Genomic DNA, 25,628 nt, shown 5'->3' on the forward strand with positions numbered 1-25,628 from the left:
GCCGCTCTCCCTTAACGTAATACTTGTGTTTTATCCCAAGAGACAAAACGTTGAATAGTCAGCATGACTCTGTCTAATAGAAAACCGATAAAACCGATCATCAAGACTGCAACCATGATTCGCCCTAAAGAGTTAGAGCTACCATTTTGGAACTCATCCCATACAAATTTCCCTAAACCTGGGTTTTGCGCCAACATTTCTGCCGCAATCAATACCATCCAAGCGATACCAAGAGAAAGTCTCAAACCTGTAAACATAAGAGGAATAGCAGACGGGATAACAATTTTAATAACGTGTGTCATCCAATTAAGACGCAACACTTTAGAAACATTTAACAAATCTTTTTCGACAGCAGCCACACCAACAGCAGTGTTAATTAACGTGGGCCACATACAACACAAGGTCACGGTGAACATAGAAGTTAAAAAGGACTTTGAGAACATAGGGTCAGCAGACACGTAAGTCGCACTTACCACCATGGTAACCAAAGGCAACCATGCAAGAGGAGATACTGGCTTAAACACCTGAATAATTGGGTTAAGCGCACTGTACACAGAACCATTCAGGCCTATTAAGATACCTATTGGAATAGCTAATACGCTAGCCAAAATAAAACCAGCCAATACTGTGTATAAGCTAGTAAAAATTTGATCAAAAAACGTCGGTTTACCTGTATAGCTTCTTATTTTACCTACATAGCTTGGGTCTTTGGCTTGACGTGCTTCTATTCGTTTATATTGGCGCTCATAGAATTTATCTTCTTTTAAACGCTCATCTTGGTGCTCTTGAACCAGCCCATTCCATTGTTGGTAGACAATAGTTGGCCCTGGAAACACACCCAATGAAGTATTAACTCGGCTCGCACCGACTTGCCATAACAAAATAAAAACAACAATACCGAAAAGAGGAAACAAAAGACTCTTAATAGAAAAGTTTTCGATTCTATCTTTCAAAGACGCCATAAATAGGCTTGGTATATTCATATATCAATTCTCACTACTCAATAAAATAAGGCTATATATCATTAATAATAAGGTGGCCATTATGTGGCCACCTTATACATACCTTACTTAAATTTGGTCATCGCCTTTCAGACCAATTTTAAAGCTTTTCAGGTAATCATTCGGACGCTTACCGTCATAAGTAACGCCATCAATGAAGTCACTTGTTGCAGGTTTAAATCCATCTTCTGTGTCGAAGTTAGGGAATTCAGACGCATCCATCAAACCTTCTTCGATTAGAGATTGTGCTGCTTGAGCATAGATATCTGGGCGGTAAACCTTCTTCGCAGTTTCCATGAACCACTCATCAGATTTAGGCTCAGCAATTTGTCCCCAACGACGCATTTGAGTTAGGTACCAAATGGCATCACTGTAGTATGGGTAAGTTGCGTTGTAGCGGAAGAATACGTTGAAATCAGGAATCTCACGCTTATCACCTTTCTCATACTCAAAAGTACCCGTCATACTGTTAGCAATTACGTCGTAATCGGCACCAACATATTGACTTTTAGCAAGGATCTTAACGGCTTCAGGACGGTTAGCATTGTTATTCTCATCCAACCATTTTGCAGCACGAATCATAGCTTTAACGACACGAATGTGTGTATTCGGGTATTTTTCAGCCCATGACTTACTCACACCAAATACTTTCTCTGGGTTGTTTTTCCAGATTTCATAATCGGTAATAACTGGAACACCAATGCCTTTAAATACAGCTTGCTGGTTCCAAGGTTCACCTACACAGTAGCCATGGATAGTACCGGCTTCCATAGTGGCAGGCATTTGTGGTGGAGGTGTTACAGAAAGCAATGCATCTGCATCAATTTGCCCACTTGTATCACCTTTAGCAGGAGCGTAATAACCTGGGTGGATGCCACCAGCTGCTAACCAGTAACGTAACTCGTAGTTGTGTGTAGAAACTGGGAATACCATACCCATTTTGAATGGCTTACCTTCCGCTTTAAGCTCATCAACAACAGGCTTCAATGAAGAGGCACTAATTGGGTGAACAGGCTTGCCGTCAGCACCGTTTGGAATGTGCTTTTTCATTTTCGCCCAGATGTCATTTGAAACAGTAATACCGTTACCGTTCAAGTCCATGCTGAAAGCTGTAATGATGTCAGCTTTAGTACCGTAACCGATCGTTGCACCAATAGGCTGACCAGCCAACATGTGCGCACCATCAAGTTGACCATCAATCACTCGGTCTAAAAGAACCTTCCAGTTTGCTTGCGCTTCAATTGAAACGTACAAGCCTTCATCTTCAAAATAACCGTTCTCGTATGCAATCGCCAATGGCGCCATATCAGTCAGTTTAATGAAACCAAACTTCAACTCTTCTTTTTCTGGGTAACCCAACTCAGCATGGGAGATACCAGACAAAAATGCAGAACCTACCAATAAAGAAACACCAACTTTCCTTGTCGATAACGCTAATTCCGATAGTGAAAACACTGATTTCAAAGACCTATACATAGTTACGCTCCGCTTAAGATAAATACAACAAAAACAAAAAAGGCGCATACAGATCACAAATTAATGTGTCTGTAGGCGCCTTTGCCATTTCTAAGTAACTCTTCATCAAGTTACCAAATAATGAGTTCGAATAAGTTGGCGTCATTGCCAACCTTTCTAAAATGTATTCATCTATTTGAAAGCATTTACCATGCCAAAAACTACAAACCATTGTTAAACATAGCTTTTGCCATACAAAAAGAACAAAAAGTGATATTTAACTTACTTTTTGTGCACAAAGATAGTCATCTTGCACCACTAGAGCACACAAAACGACTATCGAAATCCCTTAAGTATTCCATCCGAGTGCAAACACACATTCCCACAAGCGACATCAGCCAACCACTTCTCCTCTCTATTGGCATTCAAACGCCAGCTATCATCTTGATCCGAAGGTAAGCCGAGTGCTTTATAGTACAAATCTTCTCTATAGACCTGTTCAGCAACTGAATTCAATGAATCAACCTGACTCAATTGTTGCCAACGAAACATTTGCCCCATTATCCATAGAGCATAACTAGGCAATGGCTTATTAATCTCGCCGCCAGAAAAGCGCTGATATGCTTCCATTGGCCAATCAAACAACCCCTTAGGCTTAATGACACTAAAGCCATAAATAAGCTGTTCAACAGTACAATTTAAATAATCAGGGTGGCTTAAAATGCTCAGCAACTCCTTCTGGTTCGCTTCATCATCAACCCAAACACACGCTTTCTCTAGCGCCCTAATAATAGCGAGGTGAGATGACTCATTGCTCTCAGCCCATTTTGAGTTAACGCCGAAGACCTTCTCGGGAGTGCTTCCCCAAATCTCATAACCCGTTACGAGCATATGGCCAACACCCTGCTCTACAGCAAGACTATTCCAAGGCTCACCAACACAATAACCGTCGATATCCCCCTCTTTTAGTGCATCTACCATCTTTACAGGCGGGACAACCACTATTTGCACATCTCGGTCTGAATCAATACCAGCCTGACTAAACCAGTCTCGCAATTGGTAATTATGAGATGAATATGGGTAAACGATAGCAAAACGTAAAGGTGTCGTTTTACCTTGGCGAGCGTCAATAAACCTTTTTAGAGCAACGCCTGTGCGAATATCAACTGATGACTCTGCATACTTCTCCAGCTCCTTATACAAAGCATTGCCAATGGTTATACCGTTACCATTATGACTAACAGTAAAGCTTGTTTGCATTGGCATTTTCAAGGTGCCAACTCCCAAACTTGCTGCAATTGGCATAGAAGCAAGCATGTGAGCACCATCTAATAAATTAAAAGCCACCTTATCCCTAATACTCGCCCATGAAGCCTCTTTGGAGAGCACAACATCAATGCCCTCATTCTTAAAAAAGCCTTTTTCTTGGGCAATAACAAAAGGGGCGCAATCAATAAGTGGGATAAAACCAATACGCACGGATGCAGAACTTAAAGAACCTGGAGTAACTAAGCTCATTTTGGATCCCCCATCAATTCCATCACGGATATGATGTTTCTAGCCACATCCGTCATTCTTTGACTACGATCCATAGCAAGCTTCCTTAGTGCTTGATAGGCAGCAGGCTCATCACATTTTTGATGCTTCATTATCAAACCTTTGGCTTTATCTATTAATTTTCTATCTTCTAATTGTGTTTTTACGGATTCTAATTCAGAGCGAAGGGCGTGGAACTCTCTAAAACGTGCAATAGCAACTTGCATAATCGCTTTGACGCTGCTGCTATTCACCCCATCAACCACATAAGCACTCACACCCGCTCTAATAGCGGCTTCAACATGCCTAGAGTCATCTTCTTCAGCAAACATCACAATAGGACGGGGATTATCTTGCGTAAGCCTAGACATATTCTCTAATACGTCGCGATCTGGCGACTCAATATCAATAATGACCATGTCAGGCTGAAACTGATTAACTGCTTCCGTTAAATATTTTGCATTCTCCAACTTTCTAATAACTCGATAACCACTATCTTTCATAGCCTGTTCAACAATGGCCGCTCGTGCAGGCTCATCATCTACAAGCATGACGGTTAATTCTTTAACTGGGGGAGGAGACATAGAACATTCCCTAAAAGCATAAATAAGTACGTAACTACTACAACGAGCATTCAAAACGCATCATTTTAGAGCGCAATAAAAATATATTATCAAATGCAGAGAACAATGCGTAACAATCTTTCACAAAAGATTAAAGAGCAAAACATCATTAGCTGAGTGGATAAGTTTGCTCTTAGCTATACGCTATCAAGACTAATCGGGGAAGTAAGATTGCGCCAACAGCGCAAGAGACAATCTATCTTTGGTATGAGTTTTTTTAAAAATCGAGGTCATATGCGCTTTGACTGTTCGTTCAGTAATATCCATATCAATAGCGATTTGTTTATTAGAAAAGCCTTTGGCAATAAGACGTGCAACATCCAACTCACGCTCAGATAAATCTTGAAGCTGATTATCTTCTGGCTTCTCATCAAAAACAGCGTTTGCAGATGACTGGGATATAAGTTGTTGAATAAATGCTTTCCCGCCCCAGATCTCACCAGAATTAACAACAGATAAAACCAAGCCAAGCTGCTCTTCGCCAATGTAAGGAGCACATTGTCCATTAACACCTACAGCAAACAACCTAAGTGCTGAACTCTGATCTAACTGGTATGGGAATACAATAATTTTTAAGTTCGAGTATTTAGAACGTAAAGCAATGACTTCTTCGACCTGCTGAGAAAAGTTTTTTTCTGGCAGATAAATAAAACAATACTGAAAAACGGAGTTTTCAAGCGTTTCTAGTAGTGCAGGATAGCTATTCACTCGAACTAAAGACGACTCTTCACTACTCACTTGGCTCCAATGTTTCCATACAGCATCATCAGTGTTCCAGCACAAAATTTTCAAACCAGTCTCGCCTTTTCAAATACTACAATTAAATTATCAAAGAAAACCTTAGGCCAAGAAGTACATCACAAAGACAAAATGTAACAAAGAGCCTAACTGTTAACATTTGTTATCATAACTATTTATAACTACCTTTCTCGCAAGGCATTATTCTTCGCTTTCAGAATAGGCTTAAGCATATAATCTAACAAAGTTTTTTTACCGGTAAGAATATCTACGGTCGCCTGCATACCAGGAATGATTGATAGTTTCGCATCTTCAGGGCCCAAATAGTTTTTGTCCGTTCTTACCCTTACGAGATAAAAGCTATTACCCTCCTCATCAAGAATAGTATCGGCACTAATATTCTCAACATTGCCTCGTAAGCCGCCAAATATTGCAAAGTCATAAGCCGACAATTTTACTACTGCATTAAACCCAGGCTGAATAAAGCCAATATTTTCTGGTCGAACTTTTGCTTCAATCAACAATGAATCTTCGATAGGGACAATTTCCATCATATTCACACCAGGTTTAATAACGCCACCCACGGTATTTGTTTGGATTTGTTTTACTATCCCTTTTACTGGAGAACGAACTTGTGTCCGAGAAACCTTATCCTCTAAAGACACCGTGGCTTCTTTCAATTGGTCTAACTTACTTCGCACATTAGTCAGCTCTTCCTGAGCCTCGGTACGGAAAGTCGCCTCACTTTCAGCCAGTTTACCTTCCACTTCACGTAATGCAGAACGAGCTCTAGGAATTGCCAACTCAGTAGCACTCAAGTCGCCTTTTAGCTGATTCACTTCTCGCTCTAACTGAAGCATTTCTACTTTAGATACCGCCCCTTGCTGGAAAGCAGGTCGTGTTAAATCAAGCTCTTCTTTTGAAAAGCCGTAACTCTGCCTTAAGTTTTCCAACTTGGCTTGCAGCTCAACAATCTCTTGTTTCTTTTGCTCAATTTGCTGCTGAAAACTCACCTGAGTTGCACGCAAGGATTCCACCCTGTTCTTATAGAGATCTAACTCACGATTAATAACTAAGGGATAATCCTTCACCTCATCGGTATCGAATTTAGGCGCTTCACCATAAGACTCTGCCTGTAAACGGATCGCTCTAACTTGCAAGTTAATATACTCTGCCTGCTGTTCACGCAACGAAGATAAGGCTTCAGTATTTTCGATCGTCATTAGGATTTGGCCTTTATCGACCACCTGACCTACTTGAGCATTAATTTCCTTAAGTATCCCCCCCTCGAGGTTTTGAATTTGTTGCACTTGACTCGATGGGATAACTTTACCGTCGCCGACAGTAACTTCATCTAAAGAGGTATAATTTGCCCACACTAAAGCGGTAGCGACAAAAATAAAAATAACCCAAAGTATGATACGCCCACCTCTCGGTGTTTTAAGCATAAGCGCGGCATTTCGATCGGTTAAATAATCCAAGTCGGTTTGGGAAATCTGGCTATTACTGCTCATAATTAACTAACCTTCAACTTACCTTGACGAAGTGCTTCATGTACTTGAGCTTTTGGTCCGTCAGCTATCAAGCGCCCATTATCCATTACGATAATACGATCAACCATGTCCAACATGGATGCTTTATGAGTAATCAGTATTAAGGTTTTATCTTCTACACAGTTCATAAGACGACGTTTCATACGAGTCTCAGTGGTATTGTCCATTGACGCTGTAGGCTCATCCAAAATAAGAATCGGCGGATCAAACAGTAGAGCCCTAGCAATAGCAATACTTTGCCTTTGGCCACCTGAAAGTAACGCACCACGTTCGCCCACTGAACTATCTAAACCGCTCGGTTTACGGTTAGCAAATTCAGAAACTCCTGAAAGCTCAGCCGCACGAATGATCGCCTCATCTTCCATGTAAGGAACGCCCATTACTATATTGTCTTTTATTGAGCCATAACAAAGGTTCACATCTTGAGACACAGAACCTATGTTACGCCTTAAGTCAGTTGGGTTAACTTGACGAATATCCACCCCATCAATACGAATAGCGCCACTAGCAGGGGTGTATAAGCCAGTCATTAGCTTACCTAAAGTCGACTTACCTGAACCTATACGGCCGATAATGGCCACCTTCTCACCCTGTTTGATATTAATATTTATATCACTAATTGCAGACTGCTCTTGCTCAGGGTATGCAAAGTTGATCGAATCGAACTGAAAGTTTCCTTTAAATGCTGGGCGGTGAACAAATTTAACATCGTCAGGGTTTTCTACAGGAGAGGCCATGATTTCATTAAGTGAAGCGAATGAAGACTTAGCTTGGTTATAGCGTGTCGCTAAGCTTGCTACTTGAGCCATAGGGCCAAGAGCACGCCCAGTAAGCATAACCGTTGCAATCAAGGCCCCCATACTCATTAAACCTTCTGATATTTGATAAACCCCCACTACGACAATGACAACAGTAGTTAACTGTTGAGCCACCATAGCAAAAGCAGAACATGACTGAGATAGCTGGCGAGTTTTCACCCCCCAATCAGCAATGTTTCCGACTGCATTTTCCCATTGTGTCTGAAATACACCTTCTGCATTGTTTAGTTTAACGCTTTCAGCGTTGTAGAGACTTTCAATCAGTACAGCATTCTTTTGAGAAGCCGTTTTCTGACCTTCCTCTATCGATTTGCGCAAGGGTATTTGAATAATCAGGCTATACATAATAATCAAGCCGACAGTCACTAAAGGAATGTAACCAACAGGCCCGCCAATCATCCAAATCACAGCAATGATCAAAAACATAAAGGGGATATCGACAAGAGTCGTGACCGACGCTGACGTTATAAAATCTCGAATACTCTCAAACTCTTGGAGGTTTTTCGCAAAAGCCCCTATCGATTGAGGTCTGGAAGCCATAGTAATATTATTTACTTTCGAAAAAATGGCTGCAGAAATAAGAATATCTGATTTTTTTCCTGCTATATCAATAAAGTAAGACCTCAGAGTTCTCAGCAAGAAATCAAATAAATAAACGACTGACGCCCCTATTGCCAACACCCATAAGGTATCAAAAGCATTATTAGGCACGACCCTGTCATAAACGTTCATCACGAATAAAGGACTGGCGACTGCAAAGATATTTATAATTAATGAGGCGATAAAAACGTCACGATAAATACGCCACGATTGCGAAATAGTTCCCCAGAACCAATGACCTTTTTTCGCTTTCTCATGGTGCTTTTCAGAACGCTTATCAAAACGGTAGACAGGTCTAACAAAGAAACAATAGCCAGTATAGGACTCAGATAACTCATCAAGAGATAAGGTGACTTCACCCTCACCAGACTCAGAGCGTAAAATTTTCGCAATATTTTTTTTACGATCTACCTCAACTAATACGCAAGCTTGCTTGTCTTTAAGCAACAATACAGCAGGCAAGATCATATCTGGAATTTTATTAAACGATCTTTTAACAAAACGAGTGTTAATGCCAATACGCTTTGCCGCACGACTGAAAAGCTCAGGGGTCATGCCTTGCTCGTTAATAGGCAAGCCTGACGCCACACCATCCGCACTATAAGGATTGTGGAAAATTTTACTTAATAGCACTAAACAATCTAAAAGTGGGTTGGGGTATTCCAAATGGATAGTTTCTGTATCCCACTCCTGTTGTTCCGATACATCTTGCTCTTTAGAAACATCTTGCTCTTTAGAAACACCTTGCTCTTTAGAAACACCTTGCTCTTTAGAAACACCTTGTTCTTGCGCTCCTGCTTGCTGTTTAGGCGCGACTTTCTCTTTTGACGCATCACTGGCCAATGCGTCGGGTGCTTTAGCCTTAGCAGCTACCTTTTCTTTTGAGGGGTCAGCTTTGATGGGAGAGCGAGAATCCTGTTTCTGTTGCTTAGAGTCAGACATACTCTATATTTCTCCTAAACTAAAATTTTTCTCAATCAATGTAATAATGCCTCTAGATCAAGACCTTATTTATTTAGTACCATGGAATTAATAAGCCTGTTCGATACTATTCCACGCATAAAAGGAAATCAACATGTTATACGCAAAAGTAAACGGGGAAGGAAAGATACTAGATGTCGCAACAGAGCAATCTGACGACTACAAGTTACTAGTTGCCCCTGACGAACCCGCTGTTGCAGCTATTCTAGAAAAGAAATTTGCGTCGACAACCGCAGACACGCAGGAAATGCTATCGAATTCAGACTCTGACATGCTTCGTATCATAGAAGACCTTATCGATCTTCTTACTGAAAAACGTTTGATCCGTTTCACTGAACTTCCTATACCTGCGCAGAAAAAGCTTCTTAGTAGAAAATGGGTACGTAATGTTCATAGCGGCTTCGATGACACACTAATTTCAGACGATGAAGATATTGATGGTGACTCTTTAATCTAATTTACATGCCCATATTTTATTTAATCATCTGTGTATAAGAGTCACCGCTAACCACTACATTAAAGTCCTTTAAGAGGGCTTTAATTACATTTCTTCTGCTCGCCCGATACAGTACCCCTGCCCACCCACAACATCAAAACTCGCTAGGGCTTTAAGTTGAGCGGGCTTCTCAATGCCCGTTGCAATTACTTCAATATTCAAACTATTAAAGACTTTACATAGCGTATGCATAAAGAAGGCTTCAGATTCTTTACCAGCAGCCATGCGTGTATAGGACGAATCAATCTTCACATAATCTGGCATGAGTACCTGTAAATATTGGAAAGCAGATATTTGCTTGCCCACATTATCGATACCAAAAGCTATTTGATGGGACTTAAGCAGATCAACCAAAACTTTTGTTTGATCCTCTTCTGCTAGAACACCTTGCTCAGACATCTCAAACATGAGCTTACTTTTTACATCGCTCGTAAGCCCATTTAAAACTCCACCTAACCAATCAATAAAATCAGGTTTAGCAAATGAGGAAGCAGATAAATTCACCGTAAGTGGCGCAGATTGATGCTTAGACTTGAGCCAATCTATCACCCTCTCGATAATCACTTGATCTAATTGACTAATTAAATCAAATTGACCAGCTAAGCCGATAAAGTGGCCTGCATGGTACTGTTTATCCCCATGAGCTAGCCCAATAAAAACTTCTTCATGCAGAACAGACTCACCACCATCAATCAAAGACGCTACTTTCTGTTTTTTGAGATAAAAAGAACGACGCTCTATGGCCTGCTCGAGAATTCCTTTCCAATCTGTCCGGCTAATAGCCACACTACGCCCAACAGCCTGCAGGTCAATAATATTGGTTGAGTTCTCACCTTGACGCTTAGCCTCCCGTAAAGCCTCATCAGCTTGTGACATCGCATTTGAGCGCTCAACACCTGCATCAATAATAACCGCTCCAATATTAGCCACTGCAGACGAATAGCTAATACTTGCCGTATGCAGCTCTAGAAGCTCCTTCATTATTTCAGACAATACCAATTCAAACTGGTTACGCCCAAAGTTTGGAATAAGAACAACGAAGTCCGCACCCGACAACCGAGCCAAGATAGCAAAAGAAGAAATAGCGGATATTTTTTTAGATAAGATTTCAGCTGCGGACTGGATAAACATATCCGCTGATTCATAGCCTCTTTCGTTGTTTAGCTTTGCTAAGTCTGCAAGACTAATCAGCGCCAATGCATCTTGCCCGCGTTCTGGCTCAGCAAAATGAGACTTCATTTGACTCTCGAAGAAATTACGATTGCCTAAGCCACTAACAGAATCCCTAAAAGCTTTCTGCTGTAGCCATTCCGCTGTCTGCACTTCTGATGCAAACTCTTTTTCAAGTTTCTCTGCCATGCGATTCATAGACAGAACAACCGATCGTAACTCCCGGGTCTTCGGTATGTTCGTCATTTTTATAAAGCGTCTTTGCTGAATGGCTTCTGCCTGCTTTTCTAACTCGGATAAGGGCTTAAACAAATAGCGAAGGGCAATACTACCTAAAACAAGCGTGATAGCTCCAATAGCAAAAAACCAGATAAGGAGATCTCGTGTCGCCAACCACAACTGATTGTACCCGTATCCTGCACTACCAGTTATATACACCTGACCAAGCTCACTCCAGCCGTTAGAGATAATGGCTTTAGCAACAGGCACATCAAAATCAATAAGGTCAACAAACCAAGATGGCACCCCTACAATATGAGTCTTATTACTACGGACAATATCAGACTCCGTATTGTAGACATGCACTTTGACTTCAGAAAAATAACCGCTATCAAAAACAGCATTAATGCTGCTCTCAACAGACGCATAATCTTCCAAAGCCATAAAATCAGAAACAGACATACTTAATGATGTCGCTGAATCTTGAGTGGTCGATTCTAACTGCCCAATCAAATACCCTTTCGTAGTATTAAAATTGATTGCCATAACAACCGCTAGCATCAATGAAAAGATAGCTATAATTGTCAACATCAACTGGCGAAACAGTGTCATCTACATTCTCCTAATTGGTAACCGTATTTAAACGGTTATTCAAATCTGTCCATAAGCTCAATCTTGATGAGCCTCCGACTAACACACCACGCCCTTTTTCTTTCGACAACCACAAATTCTCAGCATTGAAAGAGTAAATAGGCAACAAGTCTCTACGCTTGGACGTAGGCTTCAGTTCTTTATCAAGGTTATCCAAAACAACAGGGATAGAAGTGGGTTTATGATAGTAGGCAACAACCATATGGTGCTGGTTTAAACTTAATGCTTTAACATACACTAAACGCAACTTTTCATCTGGAACGCCCAACTCTCTTAAAGTGAAATACTTAGCAATGGTATAGTCTTCACAATCACCCGCTTGCATTCCTAAGAATTCAATAGGGGTCGCCCAATAATCCTCTTTCCCCCACAAATCGATGTCGTTCACAAATTCCATCTGATTAAAAAAATCATTAACAGCTTTCAACTTCTGCGCGACCGTAAAAGACTGAGACTCATTAATAAGCTGACGCCAAGCTAAAACACGCTGTTCCGCACTCCCACCATAAACTGTACCTGCCTGTTTTGCCAATTGTTGATATTTACTTGAAATATTCGCAGAAAGATACACAGGCAAAACTAACAGCATAAAAAGCATACAAACCAAAAGCCTGTATGCTTTTACAAAACCAAAAGATGAAAGCAGCCAACTTTTCATCTACTAGTTACTTACCAGTAACCATTTTACTATTAAACTCTGCAAGTTGCTGAGCCGTTGCTTTAGGCTGATGTTTAACCTTCCACGACTCGTACGGCTCACCATAAACAAACTCTCGAGCCTTATCATATGATACATCCACATTCCGCTCTTGAGCCTCTGCCACATACCATTTACTCAAACAGTTACGACAAAAGCCTGCTAGATTCATCAAATCAATGTTCTGCACATTTTTATTTTCATCTAAATGTTTAAGCAAACGACGAAAAACAGCCGCTTCTATCTCAGTTTGATTATCCATATAACCCTCTAAATCATTTGTTATTTAAGACAAAAGTTAGGAATGCTTATGCGCTGCCGGCTGTTTTCGCCATTGCCAGCTTTGCGATTTACTCATAAATACACGTAACGCTTCCATATCCTCGCCTGCAATTTTCTCTATAGCATAAGCACAAGCTTCTAATGTTGATAAGGATTGAGCATCCGGTGATTTTCGAATGACATAATTACCTGCAGGAGCAGAAGTAAACTCAATGGACTTAAATAATTGTAGACTAGGCTCTGTAATATACATTTTCTTTGCCTTCCGCCATGTAGCATCTAGCAATACAACCCCTTTCATCTGCTTCAATTCGGATTCCTTTACGGTCTCGATTGGTGTAGATCTATCGCAAGGAAACACCAAATACCAATAGCCTTTATCTAAGCTGTTTAGAGTACTCCTAACGCTACTCGTGTCTTTTATTGAAATACACTTTACTTGCGGTAAAGCTAAACGCAATAGAGAAACTGTGTTTTTTGCATTTTTAGCCTCTCTCTCATCTTGCAAAATAATTATGTCTAACTTTGTCGCCAGATCTGGCAGCCACTTACACACACACTGGCTCACCAAAAAATCACATCGTGAGCATTTTTGCCTTTTACAATGATGTATATCTTCAGGCATCACTACGCCAGCTTATTTAGATACGCTTTTACAACATTATCCCAACCGTAATTTAAAGCCTCAACTGTCAATGCATGACCAATGGACACTTCAGCGATGCGTCCAGATTCACATAATGCTTGTACATTATCCAAATCTAAATCATGACCAGCATTAACTTCTAAGCCAGCATCCAATGCGGCTTGTGCCGCTTCCTGATATTGGTTGAGCACGTCAGTCGAACCTTCTTTACCATATGAATTCGCGTAAGCCTCCGTATAAAGTTCAACACGGTCTGCTCCAACTTCTTTCGCTATAGCCATATTTTCAGCCACAGGATCCATAAACAGAACAACACGAATTCCTTTCTCTTTAAGTTTTGCTATAACAGGCCTTAGGGCATCTTGATCTCTTGCAACATTCCAGCCGTGGTCGGATGTAAGTTGATTAGGGTCATCTGGCACCAATGTGCATTGATGAGGCTCAACCTCTAAAACGACTGAAAGAAATTGAGCATCTGGAAAGCCTTCTATATTCAATTCAGCTTCTGGGTATCGCTTCATCAATTCTTTTAGATCATAAGCGTCCTGATAAGTTGCATGCCTTTGATCAGGTCTTGGATGAATCGTGATTCCAAACGCACCCAACTTCAATGTTCGCTCAGCCATATCGACTAAGTTTGGGTAATCTCTACCCCGTGAGTTTCTCAACAAGCCAATCTTATTTAGGTTCACACTTAAATGTGTCATTATTTTCTTACTCAATTCAATTATTTATCTGCATTATAAAGTAACTCTATCAGCAGCAAAACAACAAAGAACTCTGCGAGCCTGCAACTATTAAAGACCTTATGATAAACTTCATTCTGCCCCAAGGAGTCAGCAATGCAATACGAACCGTTCGAAACCATCTATCAACGTGCCGTTATACGCCATGGCGGAATACAGCAACTAGAAGCAACTCTTATAAAGCCTCTCACTAAAGAAAAGCTCCTCCAACATAAAGATGACAGATGGCTAGCGGCTTTTTCTCAAAAAATATTTCAATCCGGTATTAGCTGGCAAGTGGTACGTAATAAATGGCCTGCCTTCGAGGAAGTATTCTTTAATTTTGATATAGAGAAAATGTTACTCCTTCCTGATGAAGTATGGGAGAAAAAAGCTCAAGACCCTCGTATCATTCGACATTTTGGCAAAGTTCTGACCATAAAAGAAAACGCTTTCATGATTCATAACCGCCAAAAAAATCACTCTTCTTTTAGTCAATTCATCGCTGACTGGCCTGTTAATGATATTGTGAACTTATGGGCTTACCTAAAAAAGAGTGGAGCTCGCTTAGGCGGTAATACTGGCCCCTATACATTACGAGTTATGGGAAAAGACACATTTCTATTAACTAAAGATGTTGAAAGGTATTTACGCCAGCATGGAATAATAACCACAGGAAAAAACACTTTATCTGCATTAAACTGTGCCCAAGACGCCTTCAATCACTGGCATAAAGAAAGTGGACGGTCCTTAACTGAAATCAGCCAATGCATTGCATTTAGCGTCAACTAATCTTAAAAACATATTTACTTGGAGAAACCATGGCCGATCTTCGCATCGACATCATTGCAGACGTAACCTGCCCTTGGAGTTACCTAGGATACACTCGTTTAAAACAAGCCATCGATCAGCTAGGTGATGACTATCGCATCGACATACGCTGGCAACCCTTTGAATTGCATCCTGAGGTTTCCCCTACTGGAGAAGACAGAGAAACCTATTTAGCTAAAAAATTTGGCAGCCCTGAGAAACTGAATGAAGCGACTCATGCATTACAACAAGTTGGTATCGAAGCTGGAATAGAGTTTAACTTTTCAGAAAAAGACCGTATTCCAAACACAAGGTTAGCGCACCAATTTATTTTAGCGGCAACCAAATCAAGTTTAGCCACACCATTTTCAACAGCGCTTTATCGCGCCTACTTTACTGATGGCAAAGATATTGGTTCAAACAGTATTCTTACAGAAGTGGCGTTGAGTATTGGGATGAAGGAAACAGATATTGAATATGCTCAGACCGAGAAAGCAAAATCTATTGTGGAAAAAAAATTAGAACGTTTGCATCAATTGGATATTAAGTCTGCACCAACTTATGTAATCAACGACAAATATATGGTTCACGGTGCCCATGATCCGGAATCTTTTCTAAAAGTTCTTACAGACATTGCTACAAAAGACAGTCCAAAGTAGTAATTCTCTCACTGCAATCTATTCTATAAAAAAATCTTTTTTCAAGAAAACAGATATGGAAGCAACTCCATATCTGTTTTCTTATATCGCGTAAATCATCTTTTTAAACTTACTAATAAAATAATAAGAGATAAACTATTGATAATCATTCCTATTGATAATAGAATCAAAAAATCGGAACATTAGCGCGAGTGATTTTCATTTATGTACATATGCATATGTAATCAGGTATCAGATAAAGACATTAAAGCTTCAATCCAAGAAGGCCTGACTTCCATGCGTGAACTATACAAAGAACACAGCATAGGAAGCCAGTGCGGAAAATGCTGTCAGTGCACTAAAAAACTACTAAATAGTGAACTAATTAAAATTGCAGAAGTTCAAGTTCAAGTGGCTTAATGCATTCACCCTCAACAAATTACATATTTGATTGTAAATAATTCTCCAATCCTGAGCTCTTAATTAAGTGCTGCTGTGTTTCAAGCCAATCAATTTGCTCTTCTTGCTCTTCTAAGATTTTCTCAAGCGCATCTCGACTCATAAAATCTTTTTTCTGTTCACACAAATCAATTGCTGCTTTTAGAGCAGGCAAAGTGTCCAATTCAAATTCCAGATTAGCAGAGATCATCTCTTCACTTGTCTCACCGATGCGCAAACGACCTAAGTCCTGCAGGTTTGGCAAGCCTTCTAAAAATAGCACTCGCTCAATTAGCCTGTCGGCATTTTTCATTTTCTGAATCGATGTTTTGTAATCCGCTTTATCTAAAGCTTCAAAGCCAAAATCTTTAAACATGCGTGCATGTAAAAAATACTGGTTAATACCAACAAGTTCATTTGCCAATACTTTATTTAAGCTAGCAACTACTTCAAGATCACCTTTCATCATAGCCTCCTAATTAGTTAGCCATTTGAGATTGATGGTAATTCTGAATACCAATTTTTTCGATCAAGCCAAGCTGCTTCTCTAACCAATAAACATGGTCTTCTTCAGTATCGAACAACAACTTCTCTAATGTTTCACGAGTTTGGTAGTCACCTTCTGACTCACAAATGGCAATGGCATTACGCACGCTTTCAACCACTTCCAATTCAAGTGTTAAATCATTAGACATCATAGATTTAACATCTGAACCAACAAGAAGGTCACGGCGTTTCGTCATGCAAGGAACACCCTCTAAAAACAAAATTCGCTTAATAAGCCAATCTGAGTGTTGAGTCTCTTCTTCCATCTCATGGTTGAGGCGTTCATATAATTTATCTAAGCCCCAATCATCATACATACGAGAATGAATGAAATATTGGTCGATCGCCGCTAACTCATTTGCCAACAGTGCATTTAAACTGTCTATTACCTTTTGACTGCCCTTCATTTTTATTTCCTCTTATTGAAACGAACATCCACAATCAGCTTCTATGCCTAAACGCCACATAGAAGCCTTACTTGTACTTTAAAACTCTCCTGACTTCTCTTTAAAGTAAGTCAAGTTTAGGTGTTAAATCCCCTTTCGACAATTTACCTTCCCCAACTTTCACTTCAAGGCGATCTATTCTCTGGAAGCCTCTTGAAAGCTTCAGACCTCTACGGCCTCGCTCTCCCATATATTCTTCTAAGTCTTTCTCTGTAAAAGACATGAAACGCTTACCGACATAAGCTGTTAATAAGTCATTTGGTTGCACACAAGCCATAGCAACAACCAACTCTTCTCGCTCTGCCGCTCTTGATGCAGGGATATTAATCATCTTATTTCCCTTACCCTTTGCCATTTTAGGCAGAGAAGCCACTTGAAAGGCCAACATGCGCCCTTCATTGGATACCACGGCGACACGACCCTCTTCAGGGTTTTCAACCAATACTGGAGGTATCACTCTTGCGCCAGAAGGAAGGGTTAGTGTTGCTTTACCTGCTTTGTTTTTAGCATAAAGATCTTTCAACTGGGCCACAAAGCCATAACCTGCATCACTGGCTATAAGGCAATAGGAGTCATCACTATTGAGCATAGCGGCCACAATAGTACAGCCCTTATCTAATGATATACGCCCAGTAATAGGTTCACCTTGTCCACGAGCAGAAGGCAAAGTATGCGCTTTTATAGAATACGTACGACCATTTGAAGCAAGTAATACTAATGTTTGATTAGAGCGGCCTTTCGTACTAATGGAGAATTCATCCCCTGATTTATAACTCAGGCCTTGAACATCAATTTCATGACCTTTTGCTGCTCGAATCCAACCTTGTTTAGATATAATGACAGTAATTGGATCATTAGATAGTAAATCTTCTTCACTAAACGCCTGAGCATCCTTTCGAGCAACAATAGGGGTACGCCTATCATCACCAAATAGATCAACCGCTTCTTGTATTTCATCAGTAATGAGCTTTTTCAGCTTTTTATCTGAAGATAATAAACCTTCAAGGCTTTTTCGTTCTTTATCTAACTCATCCTGCTCACCCTTGATACGCATCTCTTCGAGCTTAGCAAGGTGACGAAGTTTTAACTCTAGGATAGATTCAGCCTGTTTATCCGTTAAACCAAAACGCGAAATTAACTCAAGCTTTGGCTTCTCTTCTGTACGGATAATATCGATAACCTCATCAATATTTAGATAGGCAATCAACAAACCTTCTAAAATATGCAGGCGGTCTAACACTTTATCCAAACGAAATTGTAGACGACGACGAACGACATCGATGCGGAATTTTAGCCATTCAGTTAAAAAGTTCTTTAGCGGTTTAACCTGTGGTAAACCATCTAGGCCAATGACATTCATATTGACGCGATAAGATTTTTCTAAATCAGTCGTAGCAAATAAATGTGTCATAACTGCTTCGATATCGACACGATTCGACTTAGGCACAATAACTAAACGCGTCGGGTTTTCATGATCGGATTCATCTCGAAGATCAACAATCATTGGCAGCTTTTTCGATTGCATTTGTGCTGCAATTTGCTCGAGAACCTTGCTTCCCGATACTTGATGAGGAAGTTCATTAACGACAATTTCACCTTCTTCCAAGGTGTATCGCGCCCTTGACTTGATTTGGCCCTTACCCGTTTCATAGAGTTTTACGATGTCACTCTTTGGGGTAATAATTTCGCCACCGGTAGGAAAATCAGGCCCTTGCACAAACTCCAACAAGTCTTCTAACTCAGCGTTTGGGTTATTTAAAAGATGAATACAAGCACTGCCTATTTCACGTAGGTTATGGGGCGGAATATCCGTCGCCATACCAACAGCAATACCTGTTGTACCATTTAACAGCAGATTGGGAAGTCGTGAAGGTAAAACGGATGGCTCTTGAATCGTGCCATCAAAATTGGGAACCCAATCAACCGTGCCTTGGCTAACTTCTTTTAAGAGTACATCTGCATATTTTGATAAACGGGATTCCGTATAACGCATCGCAGCAAAGGACTTAGGGTCATCTGGAGCCCCCCAGTTACCTTGACCATCAACTAAAGGGTAGCGATATGAAAAAGGTTGAGCCATCAAAACCATGGCTTCATAACAAGCGCTATCACCATGTGGGTGAAACTTACCTAACACATCACCCACAGTACGTGCGGATTTTTTATATTTGGCTGTCGCCTTCAAACCCAGTTCACTCATGGCATAGACGATACGCCTTTGAACTGGTTTCAAACCGTCACCTATGTGGGGTAATGCTCGATCTAGAATTACGTACATGGAGTAATTGAGGTACGCTTTTTCGGTGTAGTCTTTTAATGAAAGGGTTTCATTAGACTCAAAATTTGACAACTCACTCAAGGAAGATTTCCTTCTATCAACATTTGCATGTATAAATAAAACAATACAAGTATATTCTCAAATTATTACAATACCTTAAACATTTGACACAATGTTTATAGGCCAGAAAACTGTCTATAAGATTACCATGAAAATAAGTATATTAACCCCTTTCGATAGGGACTGCTCAAAAAAGGTTTACTCATATGCAGGAAGATAATCCAATAACGCCCAAGCCAATTCGCTACAGTTTAGGTGAACCAAGCGAACGCGTTATTATCCTTCAAGATGATGAACTCTATATCACTCACGAATACCTATACCAAACCGCAACCCCTACACGCTTCTACCAGTATGAAAAAGATACATTCTGCTTTGTGATTAAAGGGTCTATCTACTTAAAACAAAATGACAAAGAAACAGCCTTAAAGGAGCAACAAGGTGTCTGGCTAGGAGCGCGAGAGCTCAACATTGCCACTCTTCTCTCTCCGAGCACAGAGATCTGCCTCATTCAATTTAAAAAAAGTCATTCAAACAATGCCGCAATCCCACTGCAAAAGGTCTCTTCTGGGACAGTGGAGTCCGTTGTAGGTCGAAATCACACTCAATCCTGGCCACTATGGCAAGGGCAGTTAGGCAGAATCTCATTAGAGCTTTACCCACCCCATTACACAGAGCCACTTTATTATCAAAAAGAAGCAACCCAATACCTTCTACCTCTAAATGGAAAGGTCTTAATTTCCGACAAAAAAACAAAGATGGAAGAATGCGATGCACTAGGAAAAGTATTTTTCAAAAAAGTCGCAAGAGCAATAGCGAACCAGAGCACCACAAGCGTTATTGCACTTTCTATCACAACAAGCCAACGCTCATCAAAAGGTCGGGTACTGATTCTAAAAAGACCTTGAAAGTACTCTCTAATCTAATATTAAAGACGTTAAAATATGGTCTTCCCATACTCCATTTATTTTTAAGTAGTCCCTAGCTCGACCTTCTTTCTCGAACCCTAAATTATTCAGCACAGAGGCACTTTTTTCATTACGTGGCATATAGCTGGCTTGGATACGATGCATATGGCACTTTTGCTGTAAGTATTTAATTCCTTCTTCAAGTGCTTCTTTCATCAAGCCTTTTCCTTGCTCCTTTTCACGTAAGCTATAACCTAAATTACAAGCATGAAACACACCGCGGACAAAGCCTGAGTAGTTTGTATAGCCCAGCATTTTGCTTTCATCAGGAGATAAAAAGCAAAATGTGACAGCCTTATCCTCAAGAAAATCTCGACGCATTTCCTTAACTCTTAACAGACATGTACCCAAGGAATAATAACCTTCATCACGGAATGGCTCCCAAGGTGCGAGAAAGGCTTTTTCTTCATTAACGTATTCATGTAATAAATGAGCTTGCGATTCATTCAGGATAGTGAGAACGCCACGTGGAGTAATAAGTTTTGGATAACGCCCTCCATGCGGATCAATCGAAGTATTTTTAAATTCGCTAGACTCTAAAACCTCAACAAGCTTCACTGAGTAACTTTGATACCAGACATTTTCTCCTATTGAGAGCACCCTTCTAAGAGTCGGATGATTTATCCAAGCCTGCGCCGCCTCTTTCGTCCGCCAATAGGTATTTACAAAACCCACTTCTCCGCCGCCACTTTCAAGACCAAGAAAGCCATCTTGCTCTGTCGCTAGCTGAAGCATTTTTTCAAGTAAAATTCGGTATGTAATATCTTCGATTATCAAGCAACTAGATAGACTAACAGCGTAGTACGGAGCTTTTTCTGGAGAACTAAATATGGTCATAAAAACTCTAAGTATGAAAAAGTATTAGATAAAAATAGCCATTTAGGCACTCTTTTTGAACTTTAGGACTATAGTTAATGTCTAGAATATTATGGACAGGCCTATACTGACAAATTATAGACATCGAAACTTATTCTGTGAATGAACTCCACCTCATAAAAACAGACTGTCAGAGTAAAACACCTTTTATTTTAGGAAAAGTACCAAGTATTGAAATAGGTCTACCTGATTATTTGCCCCTTAATAATCAGGGATATGGATAGCTTTTATGCCCGCCTCCTTAGCGGGTTTTTTTTATCTAAAATAAGCCCCCCATAAATAAAAAAACGGAGTTAAGTTTCCTTAACTCCGTTTTTAGCAATAACAAATTAAACTATGAAACTCGCTCACCATGGGCTTGCTTATCTGCATGGTAAGAAGAACGAACAAGAGGGCCACATGCGGCATGTGTAAAGCCTAACTCTTTTGCCACTTCTTCATAACGAGCAAATTCTTCTGGCGGAACAAAGCGATCCATAGGGAAGTGATGTTTAGAAGGCTGCAAATACTGACCAATCGTCAACATATCGACATTATGGGCTCTCAGGTCTTTCAATACTTCCACAATCTCTTCGAAAGTTTCACCCATACCAACCATCAAACCTGATTTTGTTGGTACATCAGGACAACGATCTTTAAAGTTTTTCAACAAATCCAAAGACCACTGATAGTCCGAGCCTGGTCGAACTTGACGGTATAAACGTGGTATAGACTCAAGGTTATGGTTAAAAACATCTGGTGGAGCCATCTGTAAAGTATCTACAGCTACATCCATACGCCCTCTAAAGTCTGGCACTAGTGTCTCTATCTCTATATTTGGGCTCGCTGCACGAGTTTCATTGATACAATCAACAAAGTGCTGAGCACCACCGTCACGTAAGTCATCTCGGTCAACAGAAGTAATAACAACATATTTTAACTTCATGTCTCTAATTGCCGCTGCCAGTTCTTTTGGCTCGTCTGGGCTTAATGGATTTGGTCTACCATGGGCAACATCACAAAAAGGACAACGACGAGTACAAATCTCACCCATTATCATGAAGGTGGCAGTACCATTACTAAAGCACTCACCTAAGTTAGGACAATTAGCTTCTTCACATACAGAGGCCAGTTTATGCTCACGTAAAGTACTTTTTATACGAGCAATTTCTGGTGATGCAGGCATTCTAACTCGTAACCAATCCGGCTTACGTGGAATCTCTTCTGTAGGAATAATTTTAATTGGGATACGTGCCATCTTTTCAGCGCCACGTAGTTTTTCCCCTTGAACAACGCGTTTGCGTTCTGCTGTCATTCTATTTCCACCCTTGTTGGATCGTCGGATTTTCAAATCCGAGTTGTTCAGCTAGCTGCTTAGCCAGTTGAACTTTAATATTCTGTAGTTTGACCTCTTTATTAAAAGAAGCCATTTGCACCATCTGCAAACCTTGATAACCACATGGATTAATACGATTAAACGGTGAAAGATCCATATCCACATTTAATGCTAAACCATGGAATGAGCACCCACGACGGACACGCAAGCCTAAAGAAGCGATTTTATGTCCATCAACATAAACACCTGGGGCATCTGGTTTAGGATAAGCTTCTATATTATGGATAGATAAAGTACTAACTATGGCGTTTTCTAACGCTGTTACTAAATCTCGAACACCAATCCCAAGCCTTTTTAAGTCAATTAGGACATAAGCCACTAATTGACCTGGGCCATGGTAGGTCACCTGACCACCACGGTCGACTTGCACAACAGGAATATCACCAGGAGCAAGAAGATGCTCGGCTTTTCCTGCTTGACCTTGGGTAAATAAAGGCGGGTGCTCTAACAACCATATTTCATCGGCATCTTCTTTAGTCCGAGTTTGTGTAAACTCTTTCATCCGTTGCCATGTTTCCGAGTATTCAATTGTCCCTAAATCTCGGCAAACCAAATTTAATGCCATTACATGACCATCTTAACAGCTTCAATAGACATTAGGTCACTATGTAGTGCTGCGAGCTGTTTCTCACTTTGCGCTACGATACGAAAACTAAAGCTAATAAAACGACCTTTGCTGGAACGGTTAACTTTAATTGCACTCACATCCATCTCTGGAGCATGAACTAACAAGCAATTAGTAATACTAGATTGAATTCCTTCTAGGTCCTGAGAAACTACTTTGATCACATAATTCTCACAAGGAAACTCTATTTTAGGTGCATCCTCAGCATTCGCTGCTTGATCACCATTTTTTGTAATTAATGCCATTACCTATATTTACTCGCTAAGACCTAAAACAAATTCATAAAGAAAAGTTTAATATTATCGAAGAGTCGCTTAAAAAATCCGCCTTCTTCAACCGCTTCTAATGCAACAACAGAGCGTTCCACTAGAACATCACCATCAACTCCTACAACAATTTTCCCTAGAACATCACCAACAGCGATAGGAGCTGTGATCTCTTTATTCAATTCAAGTGATGCAGGAACTGAGTCACTTTGTTGGCGAGGCATAGTAACCAACACATCTTCAGCAAAACCAACTTTCACACTGTTTGCACTGCCACCCCAAACATGGGCATTACTAATGACTTGTCCACGGCTATATAGTTTGCGTGTTTGGAAGTATCTAAAACCATAATTAAGTAGTTTTTGCGACTCTGCTGCACGAGCTTTATCTGAATTTGTTCCCATAACAACAGATATTAAGCGTGTGCCATTACGTATCGCAGAAGCGGCCAAACAATAACCTGCTTCTTCTGTATGACCCGTTTTTAGACCATCTACTGTTTTGTCTTGCCATAACAGTTTATTTCGATTCGTCTGGCGAATATTGTTATAGGTAAACTCTTTTTCAGAGTACATTTTATAGTTCTCAGGGAACTGTAGTATTTTTGCTCTGGATAATTTTGCAATGTCACTGGCACTAGAATAGTGCCCTTCAGCAGGAAAACCTGTTGAGTTCACAAAATAAGTATTTGTCATTCCAAGTAATTGCGCATGTTGATTCATCAAATCAGCAAATGCCGACTCACTACCTGCAACATATTCAGCCATAGCAACACTAGCATCATTGCCCGATTGAATAACAATGCCTCGCAGCAGATCTTCTACGGAGACTTGAGTCCCTTCACGTATAAACATACGTGAGCCCTTCATTCTCCATGCCTTCTCACTAATACGCACTTTATCGGCTAAAGTAATATTGCCACGCGCTAACTCATATTCAATGATATAGGCCGTCATCAACTTAGTAATACTAGCTGGAGGCAAAGCCGTGTTTGCATTGTGCTCCACCAATATTTCACCCGTGTAGGCATCCATCAATATATAACTACTAGCAGATAATTGAGGTGGCGCAGGAATAAGTGAAACAGCAGAAAAAACTGAACTACTCGCTATGCTGAATATAAAAAATAGAACAAGCCAAATTTTTTTCATATTAAAAATGTCATCGATTAAAAAGTTGCTAAATAATACTAGAGAGAGACCTTAATCTCTAGTCCATAGGTCACGTTAGTTGGGCAATAAAGCCACTCGTACTGGTTTTCCAAAACCGTCTAACTCAAGTTTTTCTTGCCATTGAGTTAGATCACCTAGTTCCTCAAACGGGCCAACCAATACTTTATACAAGTTGTCATTTTGTTTATTAATAAAGACTTTCACTTGCATGTCATAGGCTTCAAACAGTCGATTTTTAAGTCTACTAGCCGATTCATCTGAGCTAAATGCCCCTAACTGAAGGTGACTGAAAACCATGTTCGCAGAGCTATTACTGGCCGTACTTGATATTGGCTCTTGTGCAGGCAAAACGGCAGGGGAAGTTTGGCTGGTACTCTCATTACTTTTTACAATAGACTGAGTAGGCGTATAAGTTTCATTTGGTTCAGGGGTAATAGCTTCGATTTTGACCCGAGCCAAACCTTTTTTGTGATAATCCAAACGCGCAGCAGCAGCATAAGATAAATCAATCAGACGATCACCGTGAAAAGGCCCTCTATCATTAACCCTGACAATAATCGTTCGCTGGTTATCTAAATTAGTCACCTTTAAATACGTTGGTATAGGTAAAGATTTATGTGCTGCTGAAAAAGCATACATATCATAAATTTCACCATTTGAAGTTTTGTGGCCATGGAACTTTTTACCGTACCAAGATGCCGTACCTTCTGCTACATAACCTTTAGCAGAGTCCAACACCCAATATTTTTTCCCCCAAACTTCATATGGGTTTTTATTACCGCCACGACTTTTTGGCTCCCATTTGGGGACTAGATCTGGTAAATGGTCGACTTTAATATCGCCTGATGGTGCATGGTCTTGCAAAATGGAATATCGACCTCCACCAGATGCCTTATCATAATCAATATTTTTCTTACCTAGCACATGCTCTGTACTCAT

The 25,628-nt window shown here is 40.3% G+C and carries 26 protein-coding genes; 5 read left to right on the top strand and 21 right to left on the bottom strand.

The features are described from left to right. Window positions 1–11: 11 nt before the first annotated feature. The 7 genes from OFY17_RS05375 to OFY17_RS05405 all read right to left on the bottom strand — a co-directional run bounded on the left by OFY17_RS05375 (window position 12) and on the right by OFY17_RS05405 (window position 9,266). Window positions 12–983, bottom strand: coding sequence for an ABC transporter permease (locus OFY17_RS05375; protein ID WP_263529696.1), 972 nt, complete (start codon window positions 981–983; stop codon window positions 12–14). An 87-nt stretch (window positions 984–1,070) separates the two neighbouring features. Further along, on the bottom strand, window positions 1,071–2,477 hold the full coding sequence (locus OFY17_RS05380; RefSeq protein ID WP_263529697.1) for a CmpA/NrtA family ABC transporter substrate-binding protein: 1,407 nt from the start codon (window positions 2,475–2,477) through the stop codon (window positions 1,071–1,073). A 315-nt stretch (window positions 2,478–2,792) separates the two neighbouring features. Then, on the bottom strand, window positions 2,793–3,974 hold the full coding sequence (locus tag OFY17_RS05385) for a CmpA/NrtA family ABC transporter substrate-binding protein (protein WP_263529698.1): 1,182 nt from the start codon (window positions 3,972–3,974) through the stop codon (window positions 2,793–2,795). Further along, a complete protein-coding gene (locus OFY17_RS05390; RefSeq protein WP_263529699.1) occupies window positions 3,971–4,576 on the bottom strand; it encodes an ANTAR domain-containing response regulator in 606 nt (201 codons plus the stop codon). Before OFY17_RS05390 ends, OFY17_RS05385 begins: the two co-directional genes overlap by 4 nt. 192 nt (window positions 4,577–4,768) lie before the next feature. Then, window positions 4,769–5,407, bottom strand: a complete 639-nt coding sequence (locus OFY17_RS05395) for a response regulator transcription factor (RefSeq protein ID WP_263529700.1) — start codon at window positions 5,405–5,407, stop codon at window positions 4,769–4,771. Between the two features lie 128 nt (window positions 5,408–5,535). Next, complete coding sequence (locus OFY17_RS05400) at window positions 5,536–6,867, bottom strand: HlyD family type I secretion periplasmic adaptor subunit (protein ID WP_263529701.1); 1,332 nt, start codon at window positions 6,865–6,867, stop codon at window positions 5,536–5,538. Window positions 6,868–6,869: 2 nt separating this feature from the next. Beyond that, entirely contained in the window at window positions 6,870–9,266 is a 2,397-nt protein-coding gene (locus OFY17_RS05405) for a type I secretion system permease/ATPase (RefSeq protein ID WP_263529702.1), read from the bottom strand. Window positions 9,267–9,399: 133 nt separating this feature from the next. Here OFY17_RS05405 and OFY17_RS05410 point away from each other — a divergent pair, with 133 nt between their 5' ends. Continuing rightward, window positions 9,400–9,762 (top strand): hypothetical protein, encoded by a 363-nt coding sequence (locus OFY17_RS05410; protein ID WP_263529703.1) that lies wholly within the window; start codon window positions 9,400–9,402, stop codon window positions 9,760–9,762. A gap of 84 nt (window positions 9,763–9,846) precedes the next feature. On the opposite strand, the gene OFY17_RS05415 is transcribed toward OFY17_RS05410, so the two are convergent. The 5 genes from OFY17_RS05415 to OFY17_RS05435 all read right to left on the bottom strand — a co-directional run bounded on the left by OFY17_RS05415 (window position 9,847) and on the right by OFY17_RS05435 (window position 14,173). After that, complete coding sequence (locus OFY17_RS05415; protein WP_263529704.1) at window positions 9,847–11,802, bottom strand: bifunctional diguanylate cyclase/phosphodiesterase; 1,956 nt, start codon at window positions 11,800–11,802, stop codon at window positions 9,847–9,849. A 10-nt stretch (window positions 11,803–11,812) separates the two neighbouring features. After that, window positions 11,813–12,430 carry a transglutaminase-like cysteine peptidase gene (locus tag OFY17_RS05420; protein ID WP_263529705.1) on the bottom strand — a complete coding sequence of 206 codons (618 nt, stop codon included), beginning with the start codon at window positions 12,428–12,430 and terminating at the stop codon, window positions 11,813–11,815. A 76-nt stretch (window positions 12,431–12,506) separates the two neighbouring features. Beyond that, entirely contained in the window at window positions 12,507–12,800 is a 294-nt protein-coding gene (locus tag OFY17_RS05425; RefSeq protein WP_263529706.1) for a DUF1244 domain-containing protein, read from the bottom strand. A gap of 36 nt (window positions 12,801–12,836) precedes the next feature. Further along, window positions 12,837–13,445, bottom strand: a complete 609-nt coding sequence (locus tag OFY17_RS05430; protein ID WP_263529707.1) for a tRNA-uridine aminocarboxypropyltransferase — start codon at window positions 13,443–13,445, stop codon at window positions 12,837–12,839. 2 nt (window positions 13,446–13,447) lie between these two features. Further along, complete coding sequence (locus tag OFY17_RS05435) at window positions 13,448–14,173, bottom strand: pyridoxine 5'-phosphate synthase (RefSeq protein WP_263529708.1); 726 nt, start codon at window positions 14,171–14,173, stop codon at window positions 13,448–13,450. A 135-nt stretch (window positions 14,174–14,308) separates the two neighbouring features. Between OFY17_RS05435 and OFY17_RS05440 the strand changes: the two genes are divergently transcribed. From OFY17_RS05440 to OFY17_RS05450, 3 genes are all read left to right on the top strand, one after another. Next, window positions 14,309–14,983 (top strand): DNA-3-methyladenine glycosylase I, encoded by a 675-nt coding sequence (locus OFY17_RS05440; protein ID WP_263529709.1) that lies wholly within the window; start codon window positions 14,309–14,311, stop codon window positions 14,981–14,983. A gap of 29 nt (window positions 14,984–15,012) precedes the next feature. Beyond that, complete coding sequence (locus OFY17_RS05445) at window positions 15,013–15,660, top strand: DsbA family oxidoreductase (RefSeq protein WP_263529710.1); 648 nt, start codon at window positions 15,013–15,015, stop codon at window positions 15,658–15,660. Window positions 15,661–15,864: 204 nt separating this feature from the next. Further along, window positions 15,865–16,059, top strand: a complete 195-nt coding sequence (locus OFY17_RS05450; RefSeq protein WP_263529711.1) for a (2Fe-2S)-binding protein — start codon at window positions 15,865–15,867, stop codon at window positions 16,057–16,059. Window positions 16,060–16,078: 19 nt separating this feature from the next. Here OFY17_RS05450 and bfr (OFY17_RS05455) read toward each other — a convergent pair whose 3' ends face one another. From bfr (OFY17_RS05455) to parC, 3 genes are all read right to left on the bottom strand, one after another. Next, the gene (gene bfr / locus OFY17_RS05455) at window positions 16,079–16,543 is read right to left on the bottom strand and encodes a bacterioferritin (RefSeq protein ID WP_263529992.1); all 465 of its coding nucleotides are present in this window, start codon (window positions 16,541–16,543) and stop codon (window positions 16,079–16,081) included. A 13-nt stretch (window positions 16,544–16,556) separates the two neighbouring features. Continuing rightward, the gene (gene bfr / locus OFY17_RS05460) at window positions 16,557–17,030 is read right to left on the bottom strand and encodes a bacterioferritin (RefSeq protein WP_263529712.1); all 474 of its coding nucleotides are present in this window, start codon (window positions 17,028–17,030) and stop codon (window positions 16,557–16,559) included. Between the two features lie 100 nt (window positions 17,031–17,130). Beyond that, window positions 17,131–19,428 carry a DNA topoisomerase IV subunit A gene (gene parC, locus OFY17_RS05465; protein WP_263529713.1) on the bottom strand — a complete coding sequence of 766 codons (2,298 nt, stop codon included), beginning with the start codon at window positions 19,426–19,428 and terminating at the stop codon, window positions 17,131–17,133. Between the two features lie 185 nt (window positions 19,429–19,613). Between parC and OFY17_RS05470 the strand changes: the two genes are divergently transcribed. Next, window positions 19,614–20,315 carry a hypothetical protein gene (locus tag OFY17_RS05470; protein ID WP_263529714.1) on the top strand — a complete coding sequence of 234 codons (702 nt, stop codon included), beginning with the start codon at window positions 19,614–19,616 and terminating at the stop codon, window positions 20,313–20,315. Window positions 20,316–20,324: 9 nt separating this feature from the next. On the opposite strand, the gene OFY17_RS05475 is transcribed toward OFY17_RS05470, so the two are convergent. From OFY17_RS05475 to OFY17_RS05500, 6 genes are all read right to left on the bottom strand, one after another. Beyond that, window positions 20,325–21,212, bottom strand: a complete 888-nt coding sequence (locus tag OFY17_RS05475) for a GNAT family N-acetyltransferase (protein ID WP_263529715.1) — start codon at window positions 21,210–21,212, stop codon at window positions 20,325–20,327. A gap of 373 nt (window positions 21,213–21,585) precedes the next feature. Next, the gene (gene lipA / locus OFY17_RS05480; protein ID WP_263529716.1) at window positions 21,586–22,545 is read right to left on the bottom strand and encodes a lipoyl synthase; all 960 of its coding nucleotides are present in this window, start codon (window positions 22,543–22,545) and stop codon (window positions 21,586–21,588) included. Window position 22,546: 1 nt separating this feature from the next. Further along, window positions 22,547–23,191 (bottom strand): lipoyl(octanoyl) transferase LipB, encoded by a 645-nt coding sequence (lipB, locus tag OFY17_RS05485; protein WP_263529718.1) that lies wholly within the window; start codon window positions 23,189–23,191, stop codon window positions 22,547–22,549. After that, window positions 23,191–23,496, bottom strand: coding sequence for a YbeD family protein (locus tag OFY17_RS05490; RefSeq protein WP_263529719.1), 306 nt, complete (start codon window positions 23,494–23,496; stop codon window positions 23,191–23,193). Before OFY17_RS05490 ends, lipB begins: the two co-directional genes overlap by 1 nt. 23 nt (window positions 23,497–23,519) lie before the next feature. Then, a complete protein-coding gene (locus OFY17_RS05495; RefSeq protein ID WP_263529720.1) occupies window positions 23,520–24,668 on the bottom strand; it encodes a D-alanyl-D-alanine carboxypeptidase family protein in 1,149 nt (382 codons plus the stop codon). A gap of 75 nt (window positions 24,669–24,743) precedes the next feature. After that, window positions 24,744–25,628, bottom strand: a complete 885-nt coding sequence (locus OFY17_RS05500; protein ID WP_263529721.1) for a septal ring lytic transglycosylase RlpA family protein — start codon at window positions 25,626–25,628, stop codon at window positions 24,744–24,746.

This window comes from Marinomonas sargassi, from assembly GCF_025716875.1.
GTDB lineage: Bacteria > Pseudomonadota > Gammaproteobacteria > Pseudomonadales > Marinomonadaceae > Marinomonas > Marinomonas sargassi.